The organism is Rahnella sp. PAMC25559, assembly GCF_050632365.1.
GTDB classification, from domain to species: domain Bacteria; phylum Pseudomonadota; class Gammaproteobacteria; order Enterobacterales; family Enterobacteriaceae; genus Rahnella; species Rahnella rivi.
On sequence record NZ_CP192543.1, the window covers coordinates 3,154,269 to 3,173,005 of the forward strand.

Below are 18,737 nucleotides of genomic sequence, written 5' to 3' on the forward strand. Positions count from 1 at the left end.
CAGGGTTAAACACCACGCATGAAGCCTTCTATTGTTGCCAAACTGGAAGCGTTACAAGAGCGCCACGAAGAAGTGCAGGCGATGCTTGGCGATGCCAGCGTTATCGCCGATCAGGATAAATTCCGCAGTCTTTCCCGCGAATATTCTCAGTTAACGTCCGTCTCCGAATGTTTTCTGGCCTGGCGTCAGGCGCAGGACGATTTAGAAACCGCTGAAATGATGCTCGATGATCCCGAGATGCGCGAAATGGCGCAGGACGAAATCAAAGAGTGCAAAGCCACCATCGAAGAGCTCGAACAACAATTACAGCTTCTGTTATTGCCTAAAGATCCTGACGATGAACGCGGGTGCTTCCTTGAAATTCGCGCCGGAACCGGCGGTGATGAAGCGGCAATTTTTGCCGGTGATCTGTTCCGCATGTACAGCCGTTACGCGGAATCGCGCCGCTGGCGTGTGGAAATCGTGAGCGCCAGCGAAGGCGAGCACGGCGGCTATAAAGAAGTGATCGCGAAAGTCAGCGGCGACGGCGTTTATGGTCAGTTCAAATTTGAATCGGGCGGCCACCGCGTTCAGCGCGTTCCGGAAACGGAGTCGCAGGGACGTATTCATACTTCGGCCTGTACCGTTGCCGTGATGCCGGAAATTCCGGAAGCCGAATTGCCGGAAATTAACGCCGGTGATTTGCGTATCGATACCTTCCGTTCCTCCGGCGCGGGCGGTCAGCACGTTAACACCACTGACTCCGCCATCCGTATCACCCACATTCCTACCGGTATCGTGGTGGAATGTCAGGATGAACGTTCACAGCACAAAAACAAAGCCAAAGCGATGTCTGTGCTGGGCGCGCGTATTCGCGCTGCCGAAGTGGCTAAACGCCATGCCGAAGAAGCGTCAACGCGCCGTAACCTGCTGGGCACCGGCGACCGTTCAGACCGTAACCGGACCTACAACTTCCCGCAGGGCCGGGTCACCGATCACCGCATCAACCTGACGATTTACCGTCTGGATGAAGTGATGGAAGGCAAGCTGGACACGCTGATCCAGCCGATCGTGCAGGAATATCAGGCCGATCAGCTCGCCGCGCTTTCTGAGCAGGATTAATGGATTTTCAGTGCTGGCTGCGTGATGCCACCCGCCGTCTCGCGGCGGGTGAAAGCCCGAAACGCGACGCGGAAATCTTGCTCGGTTTTGTGACTGGCCGGGCGAGAACTTTCATTATGGCGTTTGGCGAAACTCTGCTGACCGCTGAACAACTTCAGCAACTGGAGACTCTGCTTGCGCGACGCGAGCAGGGTGAGCCGGTTGCCTATCTGACCGGTGAACGTGAATTCTGGTCGCTGCCACTCTCGGTTTCTCCCGCTACCTTAATTCCCCGTCCTGATACTGAATGCCTGGTCGAGCAGGCGCTGGCGCATTTACCGCCTGAGCCGGTACGCGTGCTGGATTTAGGCACCGGCACCGGCGCCATTGCCCTGGCTGTTGCCAGCGAACGCCCCGACTGCCAGTTAACCGGCGTTGATGTGCAACCCGATGCCGTCAGCCTGGCGCAACACAATGCCCGAAAACTGGCTATCCCGAATGCGCGATTTTTACAGGGCAACTGGTTTGCGCCGGTCACCGGTGAAACCTTTGCGCTGATCGTCAGTAATCCTCCTTATATTGATGCTGCCGACCCTCATCTGGCGCAAGGTGACGTGCGTTTTGAGCCCGCAAGCGCGCTGGTGGCAGATAATGCCGGTCTGGCTGATCTGGCTCATATTATTCGTAGCGCACCCGCGTATCTTCAGGATCGCGGCTGGTTACTGCTCGAACACGGCTGGCAGCAGGCGAATGACGTTCAGGCGTTGTTGCACCAGGCCGGTTATCAGCAGATTTCCACCGTGAAAGATTACGGTGATAACGATCGTGTCACGCTTGGACAGTGGATGCTGCCAGCGTTGTGATCGCCTGACCGCATAATAATGAACCCTATCTGAGGAAGCGGGTAATGGCATACGTCTGGATGAAAAATCTGCATCTGATCACTATTACGCTGAGTATTACGCTGTTTGTTTTACGTTTTTTCTGGAAATGGGCGGGTTCTGCTATGATGCAGAAACGCTGGGTGAAGATCGTGCCGCACATGGTGGATACGCTGTTGTTAATAAGCGGTATTTCACTTATCTTCATCACCCACTTTTATCCGTTCAGCCCACAGGGAACCTGGCTGACCGAAAAGCTTTTCGGCGTTATTATCTATATTGCGTTGGGTTTTGTAGCCCTGAGCAAGCGACCTCTTAGCCAGAAAACACGCTGGCTGGCCTTTATTCTGGCGCTCGCTTGTCTCTATCTGGTTCTCAAACTGGCCCTGACGAAAATACCGCTGCTATTGGGATAACTATGAGTACGCTTGCTGATTTTGAATTTAACACGGCCCCTCTAAGTACCGGAGTGATCAAAGTGACGGAATCCGTGCGCTTTGATTTCAACGCGGAGGATGTCCGCCGCCAGTTACAAGTGCTGGTGGATGAAGCGCGCAGCGTCGTGCCTGAAAATCTCGATCAGGATCAGCAACTGGAAGTCCTGATTGAACTGTTTTATCGCACCTGGGGATTTGGTGGCGCGGGCGGTGTCTATCGCCTGTCGGATGCTATCTGGATCGACAAAGTGCTGGCTTCACGGCAGGGCACGCCGGTGTCGCTGGGGGTGATTTTCCTGCATATCGCCCATGAACTGAATCTGCCACTGATGCCGGTGATTTTCCCGACTCAGCTGATTTTACGCGCTGACTGGCTGGATGAAGAGATGTGGTTGCTCAACCCCATCAACGGCGACACGCTCAACGAGCACATGCTCAGCGTCTGGCTGAAAGGCAATCTGGGCGTGACGGCAGAAATCGAAGACGACGAGCTCGAAGAAGCGGAAAACACGGTGATCGTGCGCAAAATGCTCGATACGCTGAAAGCCGCGCTGATGGAAGAAAAGCAGTTTGAAATGGCTCTGCGGGCAAGTGAAACCGTGTTGCAGTTCGACCCGGAAGATCCTTATGAAATCCGCGATCGCGGTCTGATTTACGTTCAGCTCGACTGTAATCAGGTGGCTATTTCCGATCTCAGCTACTTTGTCGAACAATGCCCGGAAGACCCGATTTCAGAAGTCATCAAAGTGCAGATCCATGCGATTGAACACAAGCAGGTTACGCTGCATTAATTTATTATTACCTTACATTATCATCTGATGCGTGTTGAGAAACTGCCTGTTGAGGCTGCCTCAGATGAAGGATTTATCACTAAAAAGGCCAAAGCATGAAACATAAAGTGGTTAGCATTCAGGACATCAAAGTCGCCAACGATCTGCCGTTTGTGTTGTTCGGTGGGATGAACGTACTCGAGTCGCGCGAAATGGCGATGCGCGTGTGCGAACACTACGTCACTGTGACGCAGAAACTGGGTATTCCTTACGTGTTTAAGGCGTCTTTCGATAAAGCCAACCGCTCGTCGATTCATTCTTACCGTGGTCCGGGTCTGGACGAAGGCATGAAGATTTTCCAGGAGCTGAAGCAGGCGTTCGGCGTGAAAATCATCACTGACGTGCATGAATCCTGGCAGGCACAGCCGGTTTCAGAAGTGGTTGACGTGATCCAGTTACCTGCATTCCTGGCGCGCCAGACTGATCTGGTCGAAGCCATGGCGAAAACCGGCGCCGTCATCAACGTGAAAAAACCGCAATTTGTCAGCCCTGGGCAAATGGGTAACATCGTTGATAAATTCAAAGAAGGCGGCAACGACCAGGTTATTCTGTGCGATCGCGGCAGCAACTTTGGTTACGACAATCTGGTCGTCGACATGCTGGGTATGAACGTGATGATTAACGCCACGGGCGGTCATCCGGTGATCTTCGACGTGACTCACGCACTGCAAACCCGCGACCCGTTTGGCGCAGCATCCGGCGGCCGTCGTGCTCAGGTAGCAGAACTGGCGCGCGCAGGCATGGCGGTAGGTATCGCAGGTCTGTTCATCGAAGCGCACGAAGATCCGGCTCACGCGAAATGTGACGGCCCGTCTGCGTTGCCATTAGATAAACTGGAACCTTTCCTGGTGCAGATGAAAGCCATCGACGATCTGGTGAAAAGCTTCCCGGCGCTCGATACCAGCAAATAAGCGCAGCAATCAGATACAACAAAGGCGACCCGAGGGTCGCCTTTTGCATTTCTGCGTGAGTATTACAGCGTGAGTATTACAGCGCGTCCTGCAATGAACTGTGGAAGCTCAGTTTTCCTGCCACCGGCTGCATTCTGGCGCGGGCCAGGGTTTTGAGCGGCTGGTAAGGGATCTCAGCGATACGCAATTCGGTGCCTTCGGGCAGATTCGCGATGAAGGTACGTAATGCATTCACGCCACCGGCATCGAGTACCGCAACGCGATCCCACAACAGAACGATCACTTTTTTACCGGCACTGCGCACCTGCAATTCGCTGAAGATACGCTCTGCGGCGGCGAAGAACAGCGGGCCGTTAATGCGCATGACCAGAGTATCTTCCGCCGCCTCCGCAGGCACCTCGGTCAGACGGGTGAGTTTGGCGATGCGTCGCATAAACAGCAGCGAAGCCATCACGATACCGGCAGTAATGGCGATCACCATATCAAACAGCACGGTCAGGCTCATGCAGGTCAGCATCACCAGAATGTCGTCTTTGGGCGCGCGGCGCAGCAAATCCACCACTTTATGCGCTTCACTCATGTTCCAGGCGACCATCAACAACAACGCCGCCATGGCGGCGAGCGGGAGCCAGGACAGCCACGGCGCGAGCACCAGCAGGGCGAGGATCACCAGCAATGAGTGAATAATCGCAGATACCGGTGAGGTTGCACCGGCACGCACATTGGCTGCCGAGCGGGCAATGGCCGCCGTTGCTGTGATGCCGCCAAAGAATGGACTGACGATATTACCGATACCCTGGCCGATCAGTTCATTGTCGGAATGATGTTTTTTGCCTGTCATCCCGTCCAGCACCACTGCGCAGAGCAGCGACTCAATGGCGCCAAGCATTGCCATCGAAAAGGCTGCCGGTAACAATGCCTGAACCAGTGACCAGCTCAGACCGCTGCCGCCGGACGCACTCCACGGCAACGTGAACTGTGGCAGGATCGCCGGAATGCCGTTGCCCTGTGAACCGTCGGGCAACAAATAATGAAAGCGTGAGCCGATAGTGGCCACCGGGTGCCCGGCCTGCATGAAAATCGCCATCACCGCGCAGCCTGCCAGCAGCGCAGGAAGATGCCCCGGTACGCGTAAACCGAGTTTCGGCCAGCCGATCAGAACGGCAAGCGTCACGATGCCAATGGCCGCATCACCGTAATCCAGCGTCGGCAGCGCCATCACCAGCGCCGCCACTTTGCTCAGATAATGTTCCGGGACTGAAGCCATCGACAGCCCGAAGAAATCCTTGAACTGCATGGTCCCGATGGTAATGGCAATCCCCGAGGTGAAACCCAGCGTCACCGGCAGGGGAATGTATTCGATAAGCCGGCCAAAACGCGCCAGCCCCATCATCAGCAGCATGAAGCCGGACATCAGCGTCGCCAGCAGCAAGCCGGAAAGGCCGTACTGTTGCGACACCGGGAACAGGATCACGACAAAAGCCGCGGTCGGCCCGGACACGCTAAAACGCGAACCGCCGCAAATGGCGATCACAATCCCTGCGATGGCTGACGTATAAAGCCCGTACTGCGGCGGCACACCGCTGGCAATCGCCAGCGCCATGGCAAGCGGGATCGCGATGATCCCGACGGTGACACCGGCAATGGCGTCTTTAAGTAAACGCGGGAGAGAGTATTTTTCAAGGATACAGGCTTCAATCAGCGCACTGAACAGCCTGACACGGCGACTTCCTGAGGTATTCATACGACGTAAACCACCTGACGAAAAAGGATTGAAAAGAACACAGGTCTTCCTTTACCCGAAAGCACTCAGCCTACGCCGATTCGCCTGAGGGTATCTAGATATAAATCAAGGAGTGAACGGCCTTTGGTGTGTAGTCTGTGCGCCAGTTTAATTCCCGACAATGTGACACGTCCCGCTATATTTCACGGTGAGGAACTTTCGGGGCATTGATCATCTATATTTAAGTTAAAACCCGTAATCTGGAGGGAAAACCGTAAGGGGACGCATTTATCTATGCCGGATATCTTATCGCTCAGAAGCTTGTATGGGGATATTTGTGTTACCTATGCCACGCTGTCGATCATCTTTTTTCTCCTGAGCCGCAGCGAACCCTTTACCTTCAAAGGCTCACACTGGAAGCGGGTGGTTTTCGGCGTGGTGGCCGGGATGACTGCCTTATATTTACGCAGTAATCGCCTGGTACTGGTCGACGATTTACCTTTCAGTCTTGAAATGTTGCCGATGATTTTAGTGACGTTTTTCGGCGGCTGGCTGAGCGGGCTGTGCAGTTTTATTGTGTCTTTTGTGTTCAACGGCATGTTTACGCTGAACAATCTGTTTATCGCCATCATTCTTGGCACGCTGTTTTTATTCCGCGTCTGGCGCAGGCGCAAACACCGAGAACTGTATATCACCATTATCCTGATCGGTGCTTTCCGGCTGGCGTTAATTTCCAGCATTCATGGCATTCAGGTTCCCTGGTCAGAACTGCTGGTTTATCAGCTCATTTCTGCCGGTTGCATGATCCTGTGTTATCACGCCCTCAATTATAAAGAAATTTATATGGGCAAAGTCTTCACTATCCGCGTGAAGGCGGCGACCGATGAACTGACGCAGATAAACAACCGTGCCAGTCTCGATTACTGGCTGGATCAGAGGCAGTTACAGCGCGAAGCCTGCGGACTGATTTTGCTGGATATTGATAACTTCAAACAGGTTAATGACACTTTTGGTCATCTGGCCGGAGACAGAGTGCTGACCGAAGTGGGGCGGTTATTACGCCATCTGACGCGCAGCGATGATTTCGCCGGGCGTTACGGCGGTGAGGAGTTTCTGGTGATGACCTCGACCTGCGACCCCGGCACGCTCATGGCGATTGCCGAACGCATCCGTAAGGAAGTGGAGGATTGCGCCATCATTCTCGAGGATGGACGGGTGCTTAACGTGACGGTGTCACTGGGGGTATCCCTTTACCTGCCGGGTATGATTATCCGCAAGTCGCTGAAACTGGCTGATTTATCGTTATATGAGGCAAAACGGCAGGGCAAAAACCGTGTGGTGGCCAGCTCGATACTGACACTCTCGTCGCTGGGCGCTAAACGAGATTATCCCGGAATGTAAAAGGGAGCCTTACAACGGCTCCCTGAATTGATTTTACCCTGACAGATTATTTCTGCGTGCCTTCTTCGATTTTTGGCGGAGAGGGCAGATCAGCGGCTTCACGCATCTTCGCCACCTCTTTTGCCGTGACCGTCGCGCCCGCCGGATTACCAAACTGCGTGCTGACATAATTGCTCAGCGTGGCAATCTGCTGGTCATTAAGCTGATCGGCAAACGACGGCATCATGATTTCGCCTTTATCCATATGGCGCTGCACGCCGTTGAGGATAACGGACACCTGATTACGGCTGTCGTATGAACCGGTGCTGGTATGACTGAACAGCGACGGATACGCATGGAACCCTTCACCGCTGCCTTCGCCGCCTTTGCCGTGACAGGCTGCGCAGCTGGCATTAAAGAGTGCCGCTGCCGACTGGTCAATAGTCAGCCCCTCTGCACGCAGGGGGTACACATCCTGATTTTGACGGCCCCACGCATCACGCGGTTTCGTCTGTTTGTCATCACCGATGGCCGGAACGGAACGGATATAGGTGGCGATGGCATTCAGGTCGCTGTCGGAAAGATGCTGCAAACTGTGCTCTATGGCTTCTGCCATCGCCCCGGACGCCGACGCCTTACCGGCCACAAAGCCCGTTTTCAGGTAATTCACCAGATCCTGCTGCGACCAGGTGCCGATCCCGGCATTTTTATCCGGCGTGATGTTGAAAGCTACCCACGCGCCCAAATCACCGCCCGAAAACGCTTTGTCGGTGTCCATGCCCATGGTCAGCGTACGCGGTGTGTGGCAGGTGCCGCAGTGTTCCAGTGCCTCCACCAGATACGCGCCGCGATTCCAGTCAGCAGATTTTGACGGATCGTTTTTCAGTTCGCCTTCGTCAAAGTTAAACATCTTCCACACGCGCATGCCCCAGCGCTGGTTAAACGGAAATGACAGATCCGTTTGCGGCCCCGCGGAATTCACCGCTGGCAGCGACATCAGGTAGGCTTTGATCGCCAGCACATCTTCACGTTTCATTTTGGTGAAGGAGTCATAAGGCATGGCCGGATAAAGTTGCTGGCCGTCTTTGCCCACACCGTCACGCACCGCACGCACGAATTCGTCGTCCGTCCAGTTGCCGATGCCAAACTGTTTGTCAGAAGAAATATTGGTGCCGTAAATCACGCCAAAAGGCGATGCCAGCGGATAACCGCCGCCGAATTTCGCGGTTTTATCCGCGCCCGGCGCGGTATGGCAGGCGGTACAGTCACCGGCTGTCGCCAGATATTCGCCGCGCTTGATTAAATCGGTATGACCCGCGGCGTCATCAGCCCGTGCGCCAGCCACTACCAGTAACGGCAGCAATGCCAGCATGAATTTCATTTTCATTACTCAGTCCTCAGAAAATCAATCAGGCCAGGCTTTTCAGCACCGTATCAGCCATACGCAATGCCAGAGCGGTACCCGACAACGTGGAGTTCACCGTTGAAGCGGAAGGCATAATGCCGGTACCGGCGATAAACAGATTCGGGTGATCGTGCGTACGGCAGTCGCCGTCCACCACCGAATCCCGCGGATCGCTGCCCATGATCATGGTGCCGGTGATGTGCTGGTTGTTGTCGTACACGCCACGCTTGCTGTACACCACCTCAGTGCCGCCCATTTCTTTGACGATTTTCTGGAAATCAAGCATCGACTGGTCATAACCGCGGTGCACGTATTCCGGGAATTTGTAGTGCACTTCGAGGCGCGGAATACCCCATTCGTCTTTTTCGGTTTTGCTGAGAACCACACGGTTTTCCGGCTCCGGCAGCATTTCCAGCAGACATTTCAGCTGAATAAAACGCTCCGACTGATAGGTCAGTTTGTCGTTCAGCGCTTTGCCGTAATAGCCCTGACGCACCAGACGCTCGGTCAGATAACGCACCGGCGACGTGTTGGCGACGTCGATACGTAAGGCCGAGCGGTCGCTGCGGAAGTCGCCGTCGCGCAGGTTATTGATACTGCCCGGACGCATCGGGCCGCGGCCAAAATACACCGGTTCATCGGCATAAAACTCCACCGAGGTGCCCGGATGATCCATCAGGTTACGGCCGACCATACCGGAGCTGTTGGCGATACCGTTCGGGTATTTATCGCTGGTGGACATCAGCAGCAGTTTCGGGCTTTCGATGCCGTTTGCGGTCAGCACGAAGCGTTTACCGGTGACTTTATGTGCCACTTTATCGGCATCGAGATAATGCACGGCGACGATGTCGCCGCTGTCATTGGCTTCGATGTTGTACACCACGGCGTTGGCAATCACCCGCACACCGGCGTCGATGGCTTTGCGCGCGGAAATGCCACCGTGATACTGCGCATCAATCGGGCACACCGGCATGCAGTTATTGTTACCGCAGCAGGCCGGGCGGCCGTCGTAAGGAATGCTGTTACGCGCCTGCGGGCCAATCCCCAGCACGTAACCGAGTTTGGCGATGCGTTTGCTGATGCGATCGAACCCGTACGGCAGCGGAATGCCCGGCAACGGATAGGGCTGCGATCGCGGGGAATCCAGCGCATCGTCACCGGAAACGCCCATCTGAATTTCGGCTTCGGTGTAATAGGGTTCCAGATCCTCATAACCGATCGGCCAGTCGCGGCCCACGCCGTAAAGCGTTTTGATCTTCATGTCGTTAGGCAGCAAGCGGAACGCCTGTCCGGCCCAGTGCCAGGTGGTGCCACCGACGCCGCGCAGATACTGGGCGGCATAAATATCCGGGCCCTTCTGGATCAGATAGTTGTTATCTTTTGGCTGGAATTTCGGTTGCGGCGCCCACGGCTTAGGCGGATAGGGTTCGGTGAAGTCGCCTTTGAGCGGTGACTGGCGGAACAACTCAACCGCTTCATCGCGTTTGATGACCGGTCCGGAATCCAGCATCAGCACGGAAACCCCGGCTTTCGCCATTTTCAGTGCAGCAAGAGAACCGGCAATACCGGCGCCAATAACAACGACATCTGCATTCAGTGCATCAGCCATGAGCCATCACCTCCGTGGAAAGTTGTTGCGAAGCAGCAGGTTTATTGACCCAGAAGTTCGGTTCACCCGGTGCGTAGCTCGGAGGCAGCAGGTTATTTTTCAGCAACTGATAGCTGACGATATTTTCGAATCCGATACATTTTTGGCTGCCGGGCTGACCGACCACGCCGAGATACCAGCCGCTGACCAGTTGCTGATACAGCTGCGCCAGTTCGGCCGGTTGCTGTGCCAGCAACTGATGCAAATCATCACCGACCACGCCGCTGTGCGCGGTGAGCAGTGCGGAAAGCGCGTCGAGCTGAGTATCAAGTTGGGCATTTTGCTGTGACTGATGCAGCCAGCTGTAAAGCGCCTGAGCCAGATGCGGTTCAAGGGAGTTCATGCCGGTGAGCTGTGCTGAAAGTGTCATAAAACTGGCCGGCATAGTCACCGCCGAGGCCAGTGGCGGGGCGGCATGCGCCAGGGTGGCGAAGACGCCGCCGCCAAGTATCTGGCTGCCGATCCCCGCAGCCAGTGCGCCCGCCGTGCCGATAACCAGCCGGCGACGAGAAAGATTGATCATGACGTGATGTTCCGTGAACGAATTATTATGAGTGTTACGTCGTTATTTCAGGACGGCTGCCGCTTTCTCAGAAGACTGGTTATCGATTTCCTGTTTCGGCGTGCTGACACCGACTGCGCCCACCACTTCACCGTTAAGTGTCAGCGGGAATCCGCCACCCAGCGGCACAGCATGCGGGATCGCCAGCACCGTGGTTTCGCCACCGGCGAGGCGTTGCATGAATTTCAATGAGGGGGCGTGATAGAGCGCAGAAGTGCGCGCTTTACCGATCGAGGCATCGACACACCCCGCCGGAGAACCGTCAAGGCGCTGGAAGGCCAGTAATGAACCAGATGCATCAACAACCGCCACGCAACCCGTGCTGTGTTGTTCCGCAAGAGTGGATTTCACACTGTCAATCACGTTGGCGGCCTGCGCGTTATCCAGCTGCGGGTGTTCAGCGGCGAAGGCGGAAGTGGCCGAAAATAACAGCGTGCTGGCACACAGTAACGCTTGTGCGGTGATATTTTTAACAGACATAGACTCATCCCTTGTAGCAGTAGAAAAACATGGCTTGACGTATTTTTCGAATAAGATTTCAAAAATAAACGTGTTAAATCAGAAAGATTAAATCGCAATAACGTTAACGGGCGGAACACTCAGCGGTGTTTCTTATTGCCACACTAACTGGGGCGTTATTGCTCTTTGTTTCGCGGATGTTAATTCAATTAACAAAACGGCAAAAGTGACGATTGCGGCAGGAAATTAATTTTCAGGCAGTTTAGAGAGGAGATTATGCACAAATCAGGCTGGCAGGCCTTATGACATAAGGGGTGAACATTTTGTGCTTTTACGAACCAGATGATCCGTTTGTATTAATGCAATGTGATCGGGTTAACAAAAAAAACCTCCCTGAGCGGGAGGTTTTGGACTGAGCCGGTGTCGTTAACTCTGGGGCTGCCAGCTGCTGCGGCATTCATCACGGCGGAAATTCAGAACGCGACTGCGGTTAGAAATCAGTTTCACGTTGTACCCCTGGAAGTACAGACAGAAGTTCTTTTTCCACGGGCCGTCCGGCAATTCGACCAGCAACCGTCCCGCGCCCAGAGACGTCAGCTGACCGCTGGCGCGCAATGTCCCCACACCCATCAGGAACTTATCGCCTTCAATATCAAACGCCGCTTTTGACGCCGGATGATACCAGCGGCCCTGAACCATTTTCAGGCAATCGTTAGGCTCAACCGGCGTGAAGTAACGCGGTGCATGGCCGATTTCTCCTTTGATGGCTTTCCCGTCCCAGCGCAGGCGCATCGGCATATGCGCGGAAAGGGTGATCGCTTCATCTGCGTCTGCGCCCTGATACAGATTATCTGCCGAACCCAGATAACTGGCAGTGCCGTTGCTGACTTTCAGCCAGTAAGGTTCCGCCGTGCTGGCATACAGCCCGTCAGGCAGAGCGTGGCTGCGCGGCGGAAGCGGGGCGTCTAACAGCGCTGACATAACGTCCAGCGCATGGCTGTACGCGGCGGTGTCTTCACGGTTGGACACCAGTGCGACCCCTGCATCCCGCTCAGGATGCAGCAGGAAATAGGCTTTGTAACCGGCGTGAGAACCGCCGTGCCCGTAAACAGTATACGGCCCTATTTGCGTCGAGGTGGTGCCCAGCCCGTAAGCGGAAGGGATATCGCCGTGCAGGTAACGTTGCGCTGTCAGCGTTTTTAATACGCCCGCGCCGGGGCCGGTTTGCGAAAGCAGGCTCTGCAACCAGACGGAAAGCGAACGGACGCTGCCGGTCAGGCTGCCGGAAGCGGAAAGATGCAGACCGGCGAGGGCGGTTTTCCAGCCGCTGGTGTCCAGCCAGTAACCCGGTGCCAGGCCGGGCACAATATCGAACCAGGTTTCCGGCGCGTGAAGCGCGATGTCCAGCGGTTGCGCGATATGCTTTTGCAGCAGATCTTCAAACAAGATGCCCTTCTGTTTAAGGATTTCTTCCACCAGCCGGTAGCCGGTGTTGCTGTAGGAAATCTCGCTGCCGGCCGGGAAATTCAGCGCGCCATCTTGTGCCAGAAACGTCATGATCGCTTCTGCGTCGCTAACGTTATAAACCGACACGCCAAGCAGCGAAAGGGTTTCACGGACATCCGGCAGACCGCCGGTCATGTCCAGTGCCTGACCTATCGTCACCTGAGCCATCGGGGTTTTCAGCTGCGGTAAATGCTTGCCCAGAGGGTCATTCACCGAAAGACCGGCATCGCTTTTCAGCAACGCCAGTGTGGCGAAAATATGTTTGGTGACCGAGGCGTAGCGGACAACGGAGTCAATGCTGAAAGGGGTTGCGGTGGTGAGGTTTTCCAGGCCGCCGGTGGCAAAACCGCGCAGGGTTTTACTGTCGAAGAGGGTGATGGCGCCGCCCGGTTCGCCGGGTTTATTCCAGTTACCGGTAATACGTTTAGCCGTCGCTTCTGCGGCGTGCCACTGTAAATCAGAGGTCATTTGCGTCTCCACAAACTGTCTATCAGTGAGAAAGTGGGCAGCCGGAGCTGCCCGTGAAACCTGAACCTGTGCCGCGGGAAAACGGTTATTCGGGTTCCTCTAAACTGAGACTCAACGATCGTAATTCTGCGGTATGCGGATGGCTGACGTTGCCCGTCCGTAAATCGTCTGCGCTCAGAAGCTCGACCATTTCACCACCAATCATCACGCCAATGCTGGTGCAAAGGTGCGTTACCACCGCCAGATTGTGGCTGACCAGAATATAAGTGAGGTTGCGGCGTTCACGCAGGTCGCAAAGCAGATTGAGGATTTCCGCCTGCACCGAGACGTCCAGCGCGGAGGTCGGCTCATCAAGCAGTAAAATTTCCGGTTCTGAAATCATTGCCCGGGCGATGGCCACGCGCTGGCGTTGCCCGCCGGAGAGCTGATGCGGGAAACGAAAACGCACGGACTGCGGCAGACCGACTTCGCTCAGTGCGTCGGCAATGCGCTTCTCAATATTCAGAAAACCATTAACGATCAGCGGTTCGCTGAGAATACGATCGATGGTCTGGCGCGGATGCAGGGAGCCGTAGGGATCCTGAAAAACCATCTGCACGCGGCGGAAAAAACGCTTCTGCCGGACGGGCGTCTGGTCTTCACCGCCGATGACCATTTCGCCGGACCATGACTGATTCAGCCCGGCCAGCGCGCGCAGAATGGTCGATTTCCCCGAGCCGCTTTCACCGACAATGCCAAAACATCCGCCGGGGGCGACGCTGAAACTGACGCCTTTCACCACTTCGGTATCGCCGAACGCAATGCGCAGATTGTTGAGGATAATCTTACTGTTATCGAAAAAATCAATGTGTGTTGAGGCGTGTTCTGTCATGAGGTTTTCCATGCTTCATCACGTACCAGCACCGGCAGCCTGTCCCGCGGATGTTTCAGAGACGGCAGGCATTCCAGCAGCCCGCGCGTGTACGGATGCTGCGCGTTGAGTAAGTCACCGGCCTGTAAGGTTTCCACAATGCGTCCGGCATACATCACCGCCACCCGGTCGCAGAATTTTGACACCAGCGGCAAGTCGTGGCTGATCAGAATCAGCCCCATTCCCCGGCTGGACACCAGATCGTCAAGCAGGCGTAAAATCTCGGCCTGCACCGTGGCATCCAGCGCGCTGGTGGGTTCATCTGCAATCATCAGCTCGGGGTCGGGGGCCAGCATCATCGCGATCATGACGCGCTGGCCCATGCCGCCGGACACTTCATGCGCATAACGTTCGGCCACTTTATGCGGATCACGGATGCGCACCTGATCGAGCAGTTCGATGGCGGCGTTCATCGCCTGTTTTTTTGTGCCGCCTTTGTGAGTCAGCCAGGCTTCCGCCACCTGTTTCCCCACCGGCATCACCGGATTCAGCGAGTATTTCGGGTCCTGTAAAATAAAGCCCACGCGTTTACCGCGAATTTGCCGCATCTGCTTTTCACTGGCATGGCGCAGGTCTATGCCATCGAAAGAGAGCGTTTCGGCCCGGCAATGGGCGCTGGAAGGCAGCAGGTTCATCAGGCAACGGGCGGTCAGGGATTTCCCTGAACCGCTTTCGCCCACGATGCCAAATTTTTCTTTACCCAGTGACAAAGAGACGCCGCGCACGGCATCAAAACTGCCGCTGTTGGTTTTAAACGTAATGTGCAGATCTTTGATATCAACCAGCATCATTGCTCCTTAGGATCGAGAACGTCACGCAGCCCGTCGCCGAGGAAGTTAAACGCCAGAGATGTCACAAAAATGGCAATCGCCGGAATTAACGGCACCCACCATTCGCTGAACAGGAACCGGCGGGCGGTGGCAATCATCGCGCCCCATTCCGGTGACGGAGGCTGTGCGCCCATGCCCAAAAAGCCCAGGCTGGCGGCGGTGATAATGATAGAACTCATGTCGAGCGTGATACGCACCACCAGGCTCGGAACGCACAGCGGCATGATATGACGCAGTACAATACGAGCCGACGTTGCACCGGTCAGCCGGCAGGCGGCGATGTAATCAGTGCCGCGCACCTGCATGGTTTCCGCGCGCGCCAGACGGGCGTACGGCGGCCAGGCGGTTAGGGCGATAGCCAGAATGGCGCTTTCAATCCCCGGCCGCAGTGCAGCGACAAATGCCAGCGCCAGAATCAGACGCGGGAAGGCGAGGAAAATGTCGGTGACGCGCATCAGCAGGCGATCTACCCATCCGCCCGCATAACCGGCCACGCAGCCAATCAGCAGGCCGAGCGGAGCGACGATCGCCACAACGATGATCACCATGCCCAGCGTGATGCGACCGCCGTAGAGAATCCGGCTCAGGGTATCGCGGCCCAGCTCGTCGGTGCCCAGCCAGTGCAGGGAGGACGGTTTGGCTAAACGGTGCGCCAGATCCTGTGCGCCCGGATCATACGGCGTCAGCCAGGGCGCAAAAATGGACAGCAGCAGAACAATCAGCACCGTGAAAAGACCGGTGACAGCGAGTGGATTTTTGCGCAGGCCGAGCCAGATGCGGTAACGGCGTCCCCACACGGCCTGCGTGCGGGTCAGCGGCGTATCCGCCAGCAGCCAGGCGCGGCTACCAGCGCGGGGTGGCGATGTAACAGGGAGTGAGGTCATTTTACGCGGGGATCCAATAGTCGGTAGAGAAGGTCGGCCAGCAGGTTGAGCAGCACATATATCGCGCCAATCAGCAGCGTGGAGCCGATCACCGGGTTCATATCCGCATTCATCAGTGAGACGGTGAGATATTGTCCAAGACCCGGCCAGGAGAAGACGTTTTCAGTGACCACCGCACCTTCCAGCAAACCGGCATAGGTCAGTGCCAGAACGGTGATGAGCTGAACGCCGACGGTCGGAAACGCATGTTTCCAGATCACACGCTGCGCCGATAACCCTTTGGCGCGGGCGGTGATCACATACTCGCCGCTCAGCGCGTTGAGCATAAAGGTGCGGGTCATGCGGGTGATGTAGGCCATGCTGAAATACGCCAGGATCAGCACCGGTTGCGCCATGTGCGCCAGCGCATCGCGGAACGCCCCCATGTCCCCGGCAATCAGCGAGTCCACGGTTAACAATCCGGTGACCTGAGGGATCATGTCCTGATAAATGATATCCTGACGTCCCGGCCCCGGCGCGATACCGAGCACCGAGTAGAAAATCAGCAGGCTGAGCAGGGCCAGCACAAACACCGGCAGCGAGTGACCGGCCAGACATACCACACGGATGGTCTGATCGATCCAGCTGCCCTGACGGGTTGCAGCCCAGACGCCCAGAGGAATGCCGATCACGGCGGCGATAATGATCGCTGCCGTGGCCAGTTCGAGCGTTGCGGGGAAGAACCGGGCGATATCGGTGGTGACCAGATTGGAGGTCAGGGCGGAACGGCCTAAGTCACCGTGAAACACCTGACTGATGTAATGGAAGAACTGCAACCAGAGGGGCTGGTCCAGCCCCATTTCATGACGAACCCGTTCGACGACTGCCTGCGGGGCGTTATCGCCAACCGCAGCCAGAACCGGATCTGTCGGCATCACGCGACCGATAAAAAACGTCACCACCGACAGACCAAACAAAGTAAGACAAACGCTGATGCAGGTACTCAGATAGCCATTGAGTCTCTTGCTCACGCTTTCACAACCTTCTCGTAAGGGCTGGTGTTCATGACAGTTAATGCCACGCCGGAAATGACATTACGGCAGGCGGCGGTATTGGTCGGTTGCAGCATGATGATAAACGGGCTGTTTTCCATATGTCTGGTCTGCAATTCTTCATAGAGTTTGATACGGGTGGCCGGATCGGACTCTTTCAGAGCTTTGGTGCTGAGATCGGAAATGCTTTTGTCCTGCCAGCTGCAACGCCACGCCAGCGTGCGGCTCTTGGCAGCATCGGTGTTATCCGGGTTGCTGCAGAACGCTTCGGCATTTGAGTTCGGATCAAAGTAATCCGCGCCCCATTGGGTCAGCGCCAGTTGCTGCTGACGCGCACGCATCTTGGTCAGCACCTGACGGCTCTCGGCGGCCAGTAAGGTCACTTTGATGCCCACTTCGGCGAGATTCGACTGCAAAGCCTGCACGATGTCTGAGGAAGGTGAAGCGGAATAGTGATCCAGCGTGATTTCAAAACCGTTCGGGAAACCGGCTTCGGCCAGCAGGGCTTTCGCTTTAGCAACATCACGTTTGTACATAATGGTGTTCACCGCCGCCGGGAAACCTTCAGGCAGGAAACTTTGATGGATTTTGTGCGTCAGCGGCACGATGTGCTGCTGAATGTTTTCGTAATCCACGGCCCACTTAAGCGCCTGCCAGACCTGCGGTTTAGCCAGGTTCGGGTGCGCCGTGTTAGCAGAAAGCATGTAAGTGCCGGCGATACCTTTGCGCACCAGGGTGAAGTTTTTGTCGTTCATCAGCGGACGCAGCTGTTCTGTGGTCAGGTTGCGTGCGATATCCACATCACCTTTTTGCAACATCAGCAGTTGCGCAGAAGGATCGACGATATGACGCATGATGATGCGCTGGATGTTACCCGCGTGCGGGTTGTTTTTATTGCTTTCCAGAATGACGGATTCGCTGACTTTCCAGTCGCGCAGCTTGAAAGCACCTGAACCGGCACTGTTTTTCTTCAGCCAGGCGTTGCCCAAATCGTCACCTGCCTGATTCGCCAGACAGGCCGATTTCTGCACGATGCTGCCGACGTTGGCGGTCAGGCAGTACAGCAGGAAAGATTCAGACGCAGGTTCAGCGGTTTTGATCACCAGCGTTTCGGCATCAGGCGCGGTGACCATGCTGTCTACGTTGTCTTTGGTGTAACCAAACTGATTGATGATATAGGCCGGGCTCTTGTCGAGTTTCACCACACGTTGCAGGGAGAACGCGGCATCTTCTGCGGTGACCGGTTTGCCATCAGCCCATTTGGCTTTTGGATCCAGTTTGAAGGTGAAGGTTTTTTTGTCGTCAGACGCGGTCCAGGACAGGGCCAGATCGCCTTCGATTTCGTCCGGGGAGGCCAGCTTTGGTTTCACCAGTTGCTGATACATATTGCCGGTAATTTCACTGCCAACAGATTCGAAGCTTTCATGCGGATCCAGACTGGTAATGATGTCGAGCTGGATAGCCATCACCAGTATCGAGGCTGGGGTGGCAGCAAACACCGAATCAAATTTCAGGTAAGACAAAGCGGGTATTGCGGAAAAACCGGTAACGAATTGACGCCTGGTAACCATAACTACTCCCATCGTGTTGATATATAAAAGTAAAATTAAATATTACAGTGGCTAACCCTTGACTTCACCGCAGGCAACTGGCTTAAATGAAAAACCGTTGCTTTGCACCCTTCGACGTTTCATATCGAAAAATCTAATGTGAATGACGACAGACTTGTTCCTCTTTAGTGCAACATCGCAGTGGTGATGCACTTCCTGCGGGCAACTCGCCGTTGTCTTAG

General features: G+C 55.5%; 17 protein-coding genes. 6 read left to right on the forward strand and 11 right to left on the reverse strand.

The features are described 5' to 3' along the window. The first annotated feature begins 18 nt into the window (after nucleotides 1-18). From prfA to kdsA, 5 genes are all read left to right on the forward strand, one after another. Entirely contained in the window at nucleotides 19-1,101 is a 1,083-nt protein-coding gene (gene prfA, locus ACQZQY_RS15785; RefSeq protein ID WP_056770715.1) for a peptide chain release factor 1, read from the forward strand. Further along, nucleotides 1,101-1,943 carry a peptide chain release factor N(5)-glutamine methyltransferase gene (prmC, locus tag ACQZQY_RS15790; RefSeq protein ID WP_431295972.1) on the forward strand — a complete coding sequence of 281 codons (843 nt, stop codon included), beginning with the start codon at nucleotides 1,101-1,103 and terminating at the stop codon, nucleotides 1,941-1,943. The genes prfA and prmC overlap by 1 nt, the downstream gene beginning before the upstream one ends. A 44-nt stretch (nucleotides 1,944-1,987) precedes the next feature. Next, on the forward strand, nucleotides 1,988-2,377 hold the full coding sequence (locus ACQZQY_RS15795) for a SirB2 family protein (RefSeq protein WP_431295973.1): 390 nt from the start codon (nucleotides 1,988-1,990) through the stop codon (nucleotides 2,375-2,377). Between the two features lie 2 nt (nucleotides 2,378-2,379). Continuing rightward, the gene (sirB1, locus tag ACQZQY_RS15800; RefSeq protein ID WP_431295974.1) at nucleotides 2,380-3,189 is read left to right on the forward strand and encodes an invasion regulator SirB1; all 810 of its coding nucleotides are present in this window, start codon (nucleotides 2,380-2,382) and stop codon (nucleotides 3,187-3,189) included. Nucleotides 3,190-3,284: 95 nt separating this feature from the next. Then, complete coding sequence (gene kdsA, locus ACQZQY_RS15805) at nucleotides 3,285-4,139, forward strand: 3-deoxy-8-phosphooctulonate synthase (RefSeq protein WP_056770704.1); 855 nt, start codon at nucleotides 3,285-3,287, stop codon at nucleotides 4,137-4,139. A 76-nt stretch (nucleotides 4,140-4,215) separates the two neighbouring features. Here kdsA and dauA read toward each other — a convergent pair whose 3' ends face one another. Then, on the reverse strand, nucleotides 4,216-5,883 hold the full coding sequence (gene dauA / locus ACQZQY_RS15810) for a C4-dicarboxylic acid transporter DauA (RefSeq protein WP_431295975.1): 1,668 nt from the start codon (nucleotides 5,881-5,883) through the stop codon (nucleotides 4,216-4,218). 273 nt (nucleotides 5,884-6,156) lie between these two features. On the opposite strand from dauA, the gene ACQZQY_RS15815 reads away from it, so the two are divergent. Then, nucleotides 6,157-7,263 carry a GGDEF domain-containing protein gene (locus ACQZQY_RS15815; RefSeq protein WP_431295976.1) on the forward strand — a complete coding sequence of 369 codons (1,107 nt, stop codon included), beginning with the start codon at nucleotides 6,157-6,159 and terminating at the stop codon, nucleotides 7,261-7,263. A gap of 46 nt (nucleotides 7,264-7,309) precedes the next feature. Here ACQZQY_RS15815 and ACQZQY_RS15820 read toward each other — a convergent pair whose 3' ends face one another. The 10 genes from ACQZQY_RS15820 to ACQZQY_RS15865 form a co-directional block, all read right to left on the reverse strand. Then, on the reverse strand, nucleotides 7,310-8,629 hold the full coding sequence (locus ACQZQY_RS15820) for a c-type cytochrome (RefSeq protein WP_431295977.1): 1,320 nt from the start codon (nucleotides 8,627-8,629) through the stop codon (nucleotides 7,310-7,312). A gap of 22 nt (nucleotides 8,630-8,651) precedes the next feature. Beyond that, nucleotides 8,652-10,256, reverse strand: coding sequence for a GMC family oxidoreductase (locus ACQZQY_RS15825; protein WP_431295978.1), 1,605 nt, complete (start codon nucleotides 10,254-10,256; stop codon nucleotides 8,652-8,654). Beyond that, nucleotides 10,249-10,818 (reverse strand): sugar dehydrogenase complex small subunit, encoded by a 570-nt coding sequence (locus tag ACQZQY_RS15830; protein ID WP_431295979.1) that lies wholly within the window; start codon nucleotides 10,816-10,818, stop codon nucleotides 10,249-10,251. The genes ACQZQY_RS15825 and ACQZQY_RS15830 overlap by 8 nt, the downstream gene beginning before the upstream one ends. A 42-nt stretch (nucleotides 10,819-10,860) precedes the next feature. Beyond that, nucleotides 10,861-11,337 (reverse strand): GlcG/HbpS family heme-binding protein, encoded by a 477-nt coding sequence (locus ACQZQY_RS15835; protein WP_421670026.1) that lies wholly within the window; start codon nucleotides 11,335-11,337, stop codon nucleotides 10,861-10,863. 405 nt (nucleotides 11,338-11,742) lie between these two features. Then, nucleotides 11,743-13,290, reverse strand: coding sequence for a serine hydrolase domain-containing protein (locus ACQZQY_RS15840; RefSeq protein WP_431295980.1), 1,548 nt, complete (start codon nucleotides 13,288-13,290; stop codon nucleotides 11,743-11,745). Nucleotides 13,291-13,375: 85 nt separating this feature from the next. Next, nucleotides 13,376-14,161: an ABC transporter ATP-binding protein gene (locus ACQZQY_RS15845; RefSeq protein WP_431295981.1), complete on the reverse strand. Its 786-nt coding sequence runs from the start codon at nucleotides 14,159-14,161 to the stop codon at nucleotides 13,376-13,378. After that, a complete protein-coding gene (locus ACQZQY_RS15850) occupies nucleotides 14,158-14,988 on the reverse strand; it encodes an ABC transporter ATP-binding protein (RefSeq protein WP_056770680.1) in 831 nt (276 codons plus the stop codon). The genes ACQZQY_RS15845 and ACQZQY_RS15850 overlap by 4 nt, the downstream gene beginning before the upstream one ends. Continuing rightward, the gene (locus ACQZQY_RS15855; RefSeq protein WP_183847070.1) at nucleotides 14,988-15,914 is read right to left on the reverse strand and encodes an ABC transporter permease; all 927 of its coding nucleotides are present in this window, start codon (nucleotides 15,912-15,914) and stop codon (nucleotides 14,988-14,990) included. Before ACQZQY_RS15855 ends, ACQZQY_RS15850 begins: the two co-directional genes overlap by 1 nt. Beyond that, complete coding sequence (locus tag ACQZQY_RS15860) at nucleotides 15,911-16,924, reverse strand: ABC transporter permease (RefSeq protein WP_122095310.1); 1,014 nt, start codon at nucleotides 16,922-16,924, stop codon at nucleotides 15,911-15,913. Before ACQZQY_RS15860 ends, ACQZQY_RS15855 begins: the two co-directional genes overlap by 4 nt. After that, entirely contained in the window at nucleotides 16,921-18,516 is a 1,596-nt protein-coding gene (locus tag ACQZQY_RS15865) for an ABC transporter substrate-binding protein (protein WP_056770667.1), read from the reverse strand. The genes ACQZQY_RS15860 and ACQZQY_RS15865 overlap by 4 nt, the downstream gene beginning before the upstream one ends. Between the last annotated feature and the right edge of the window lie 221 nt (nucleotides 18,517-18,737).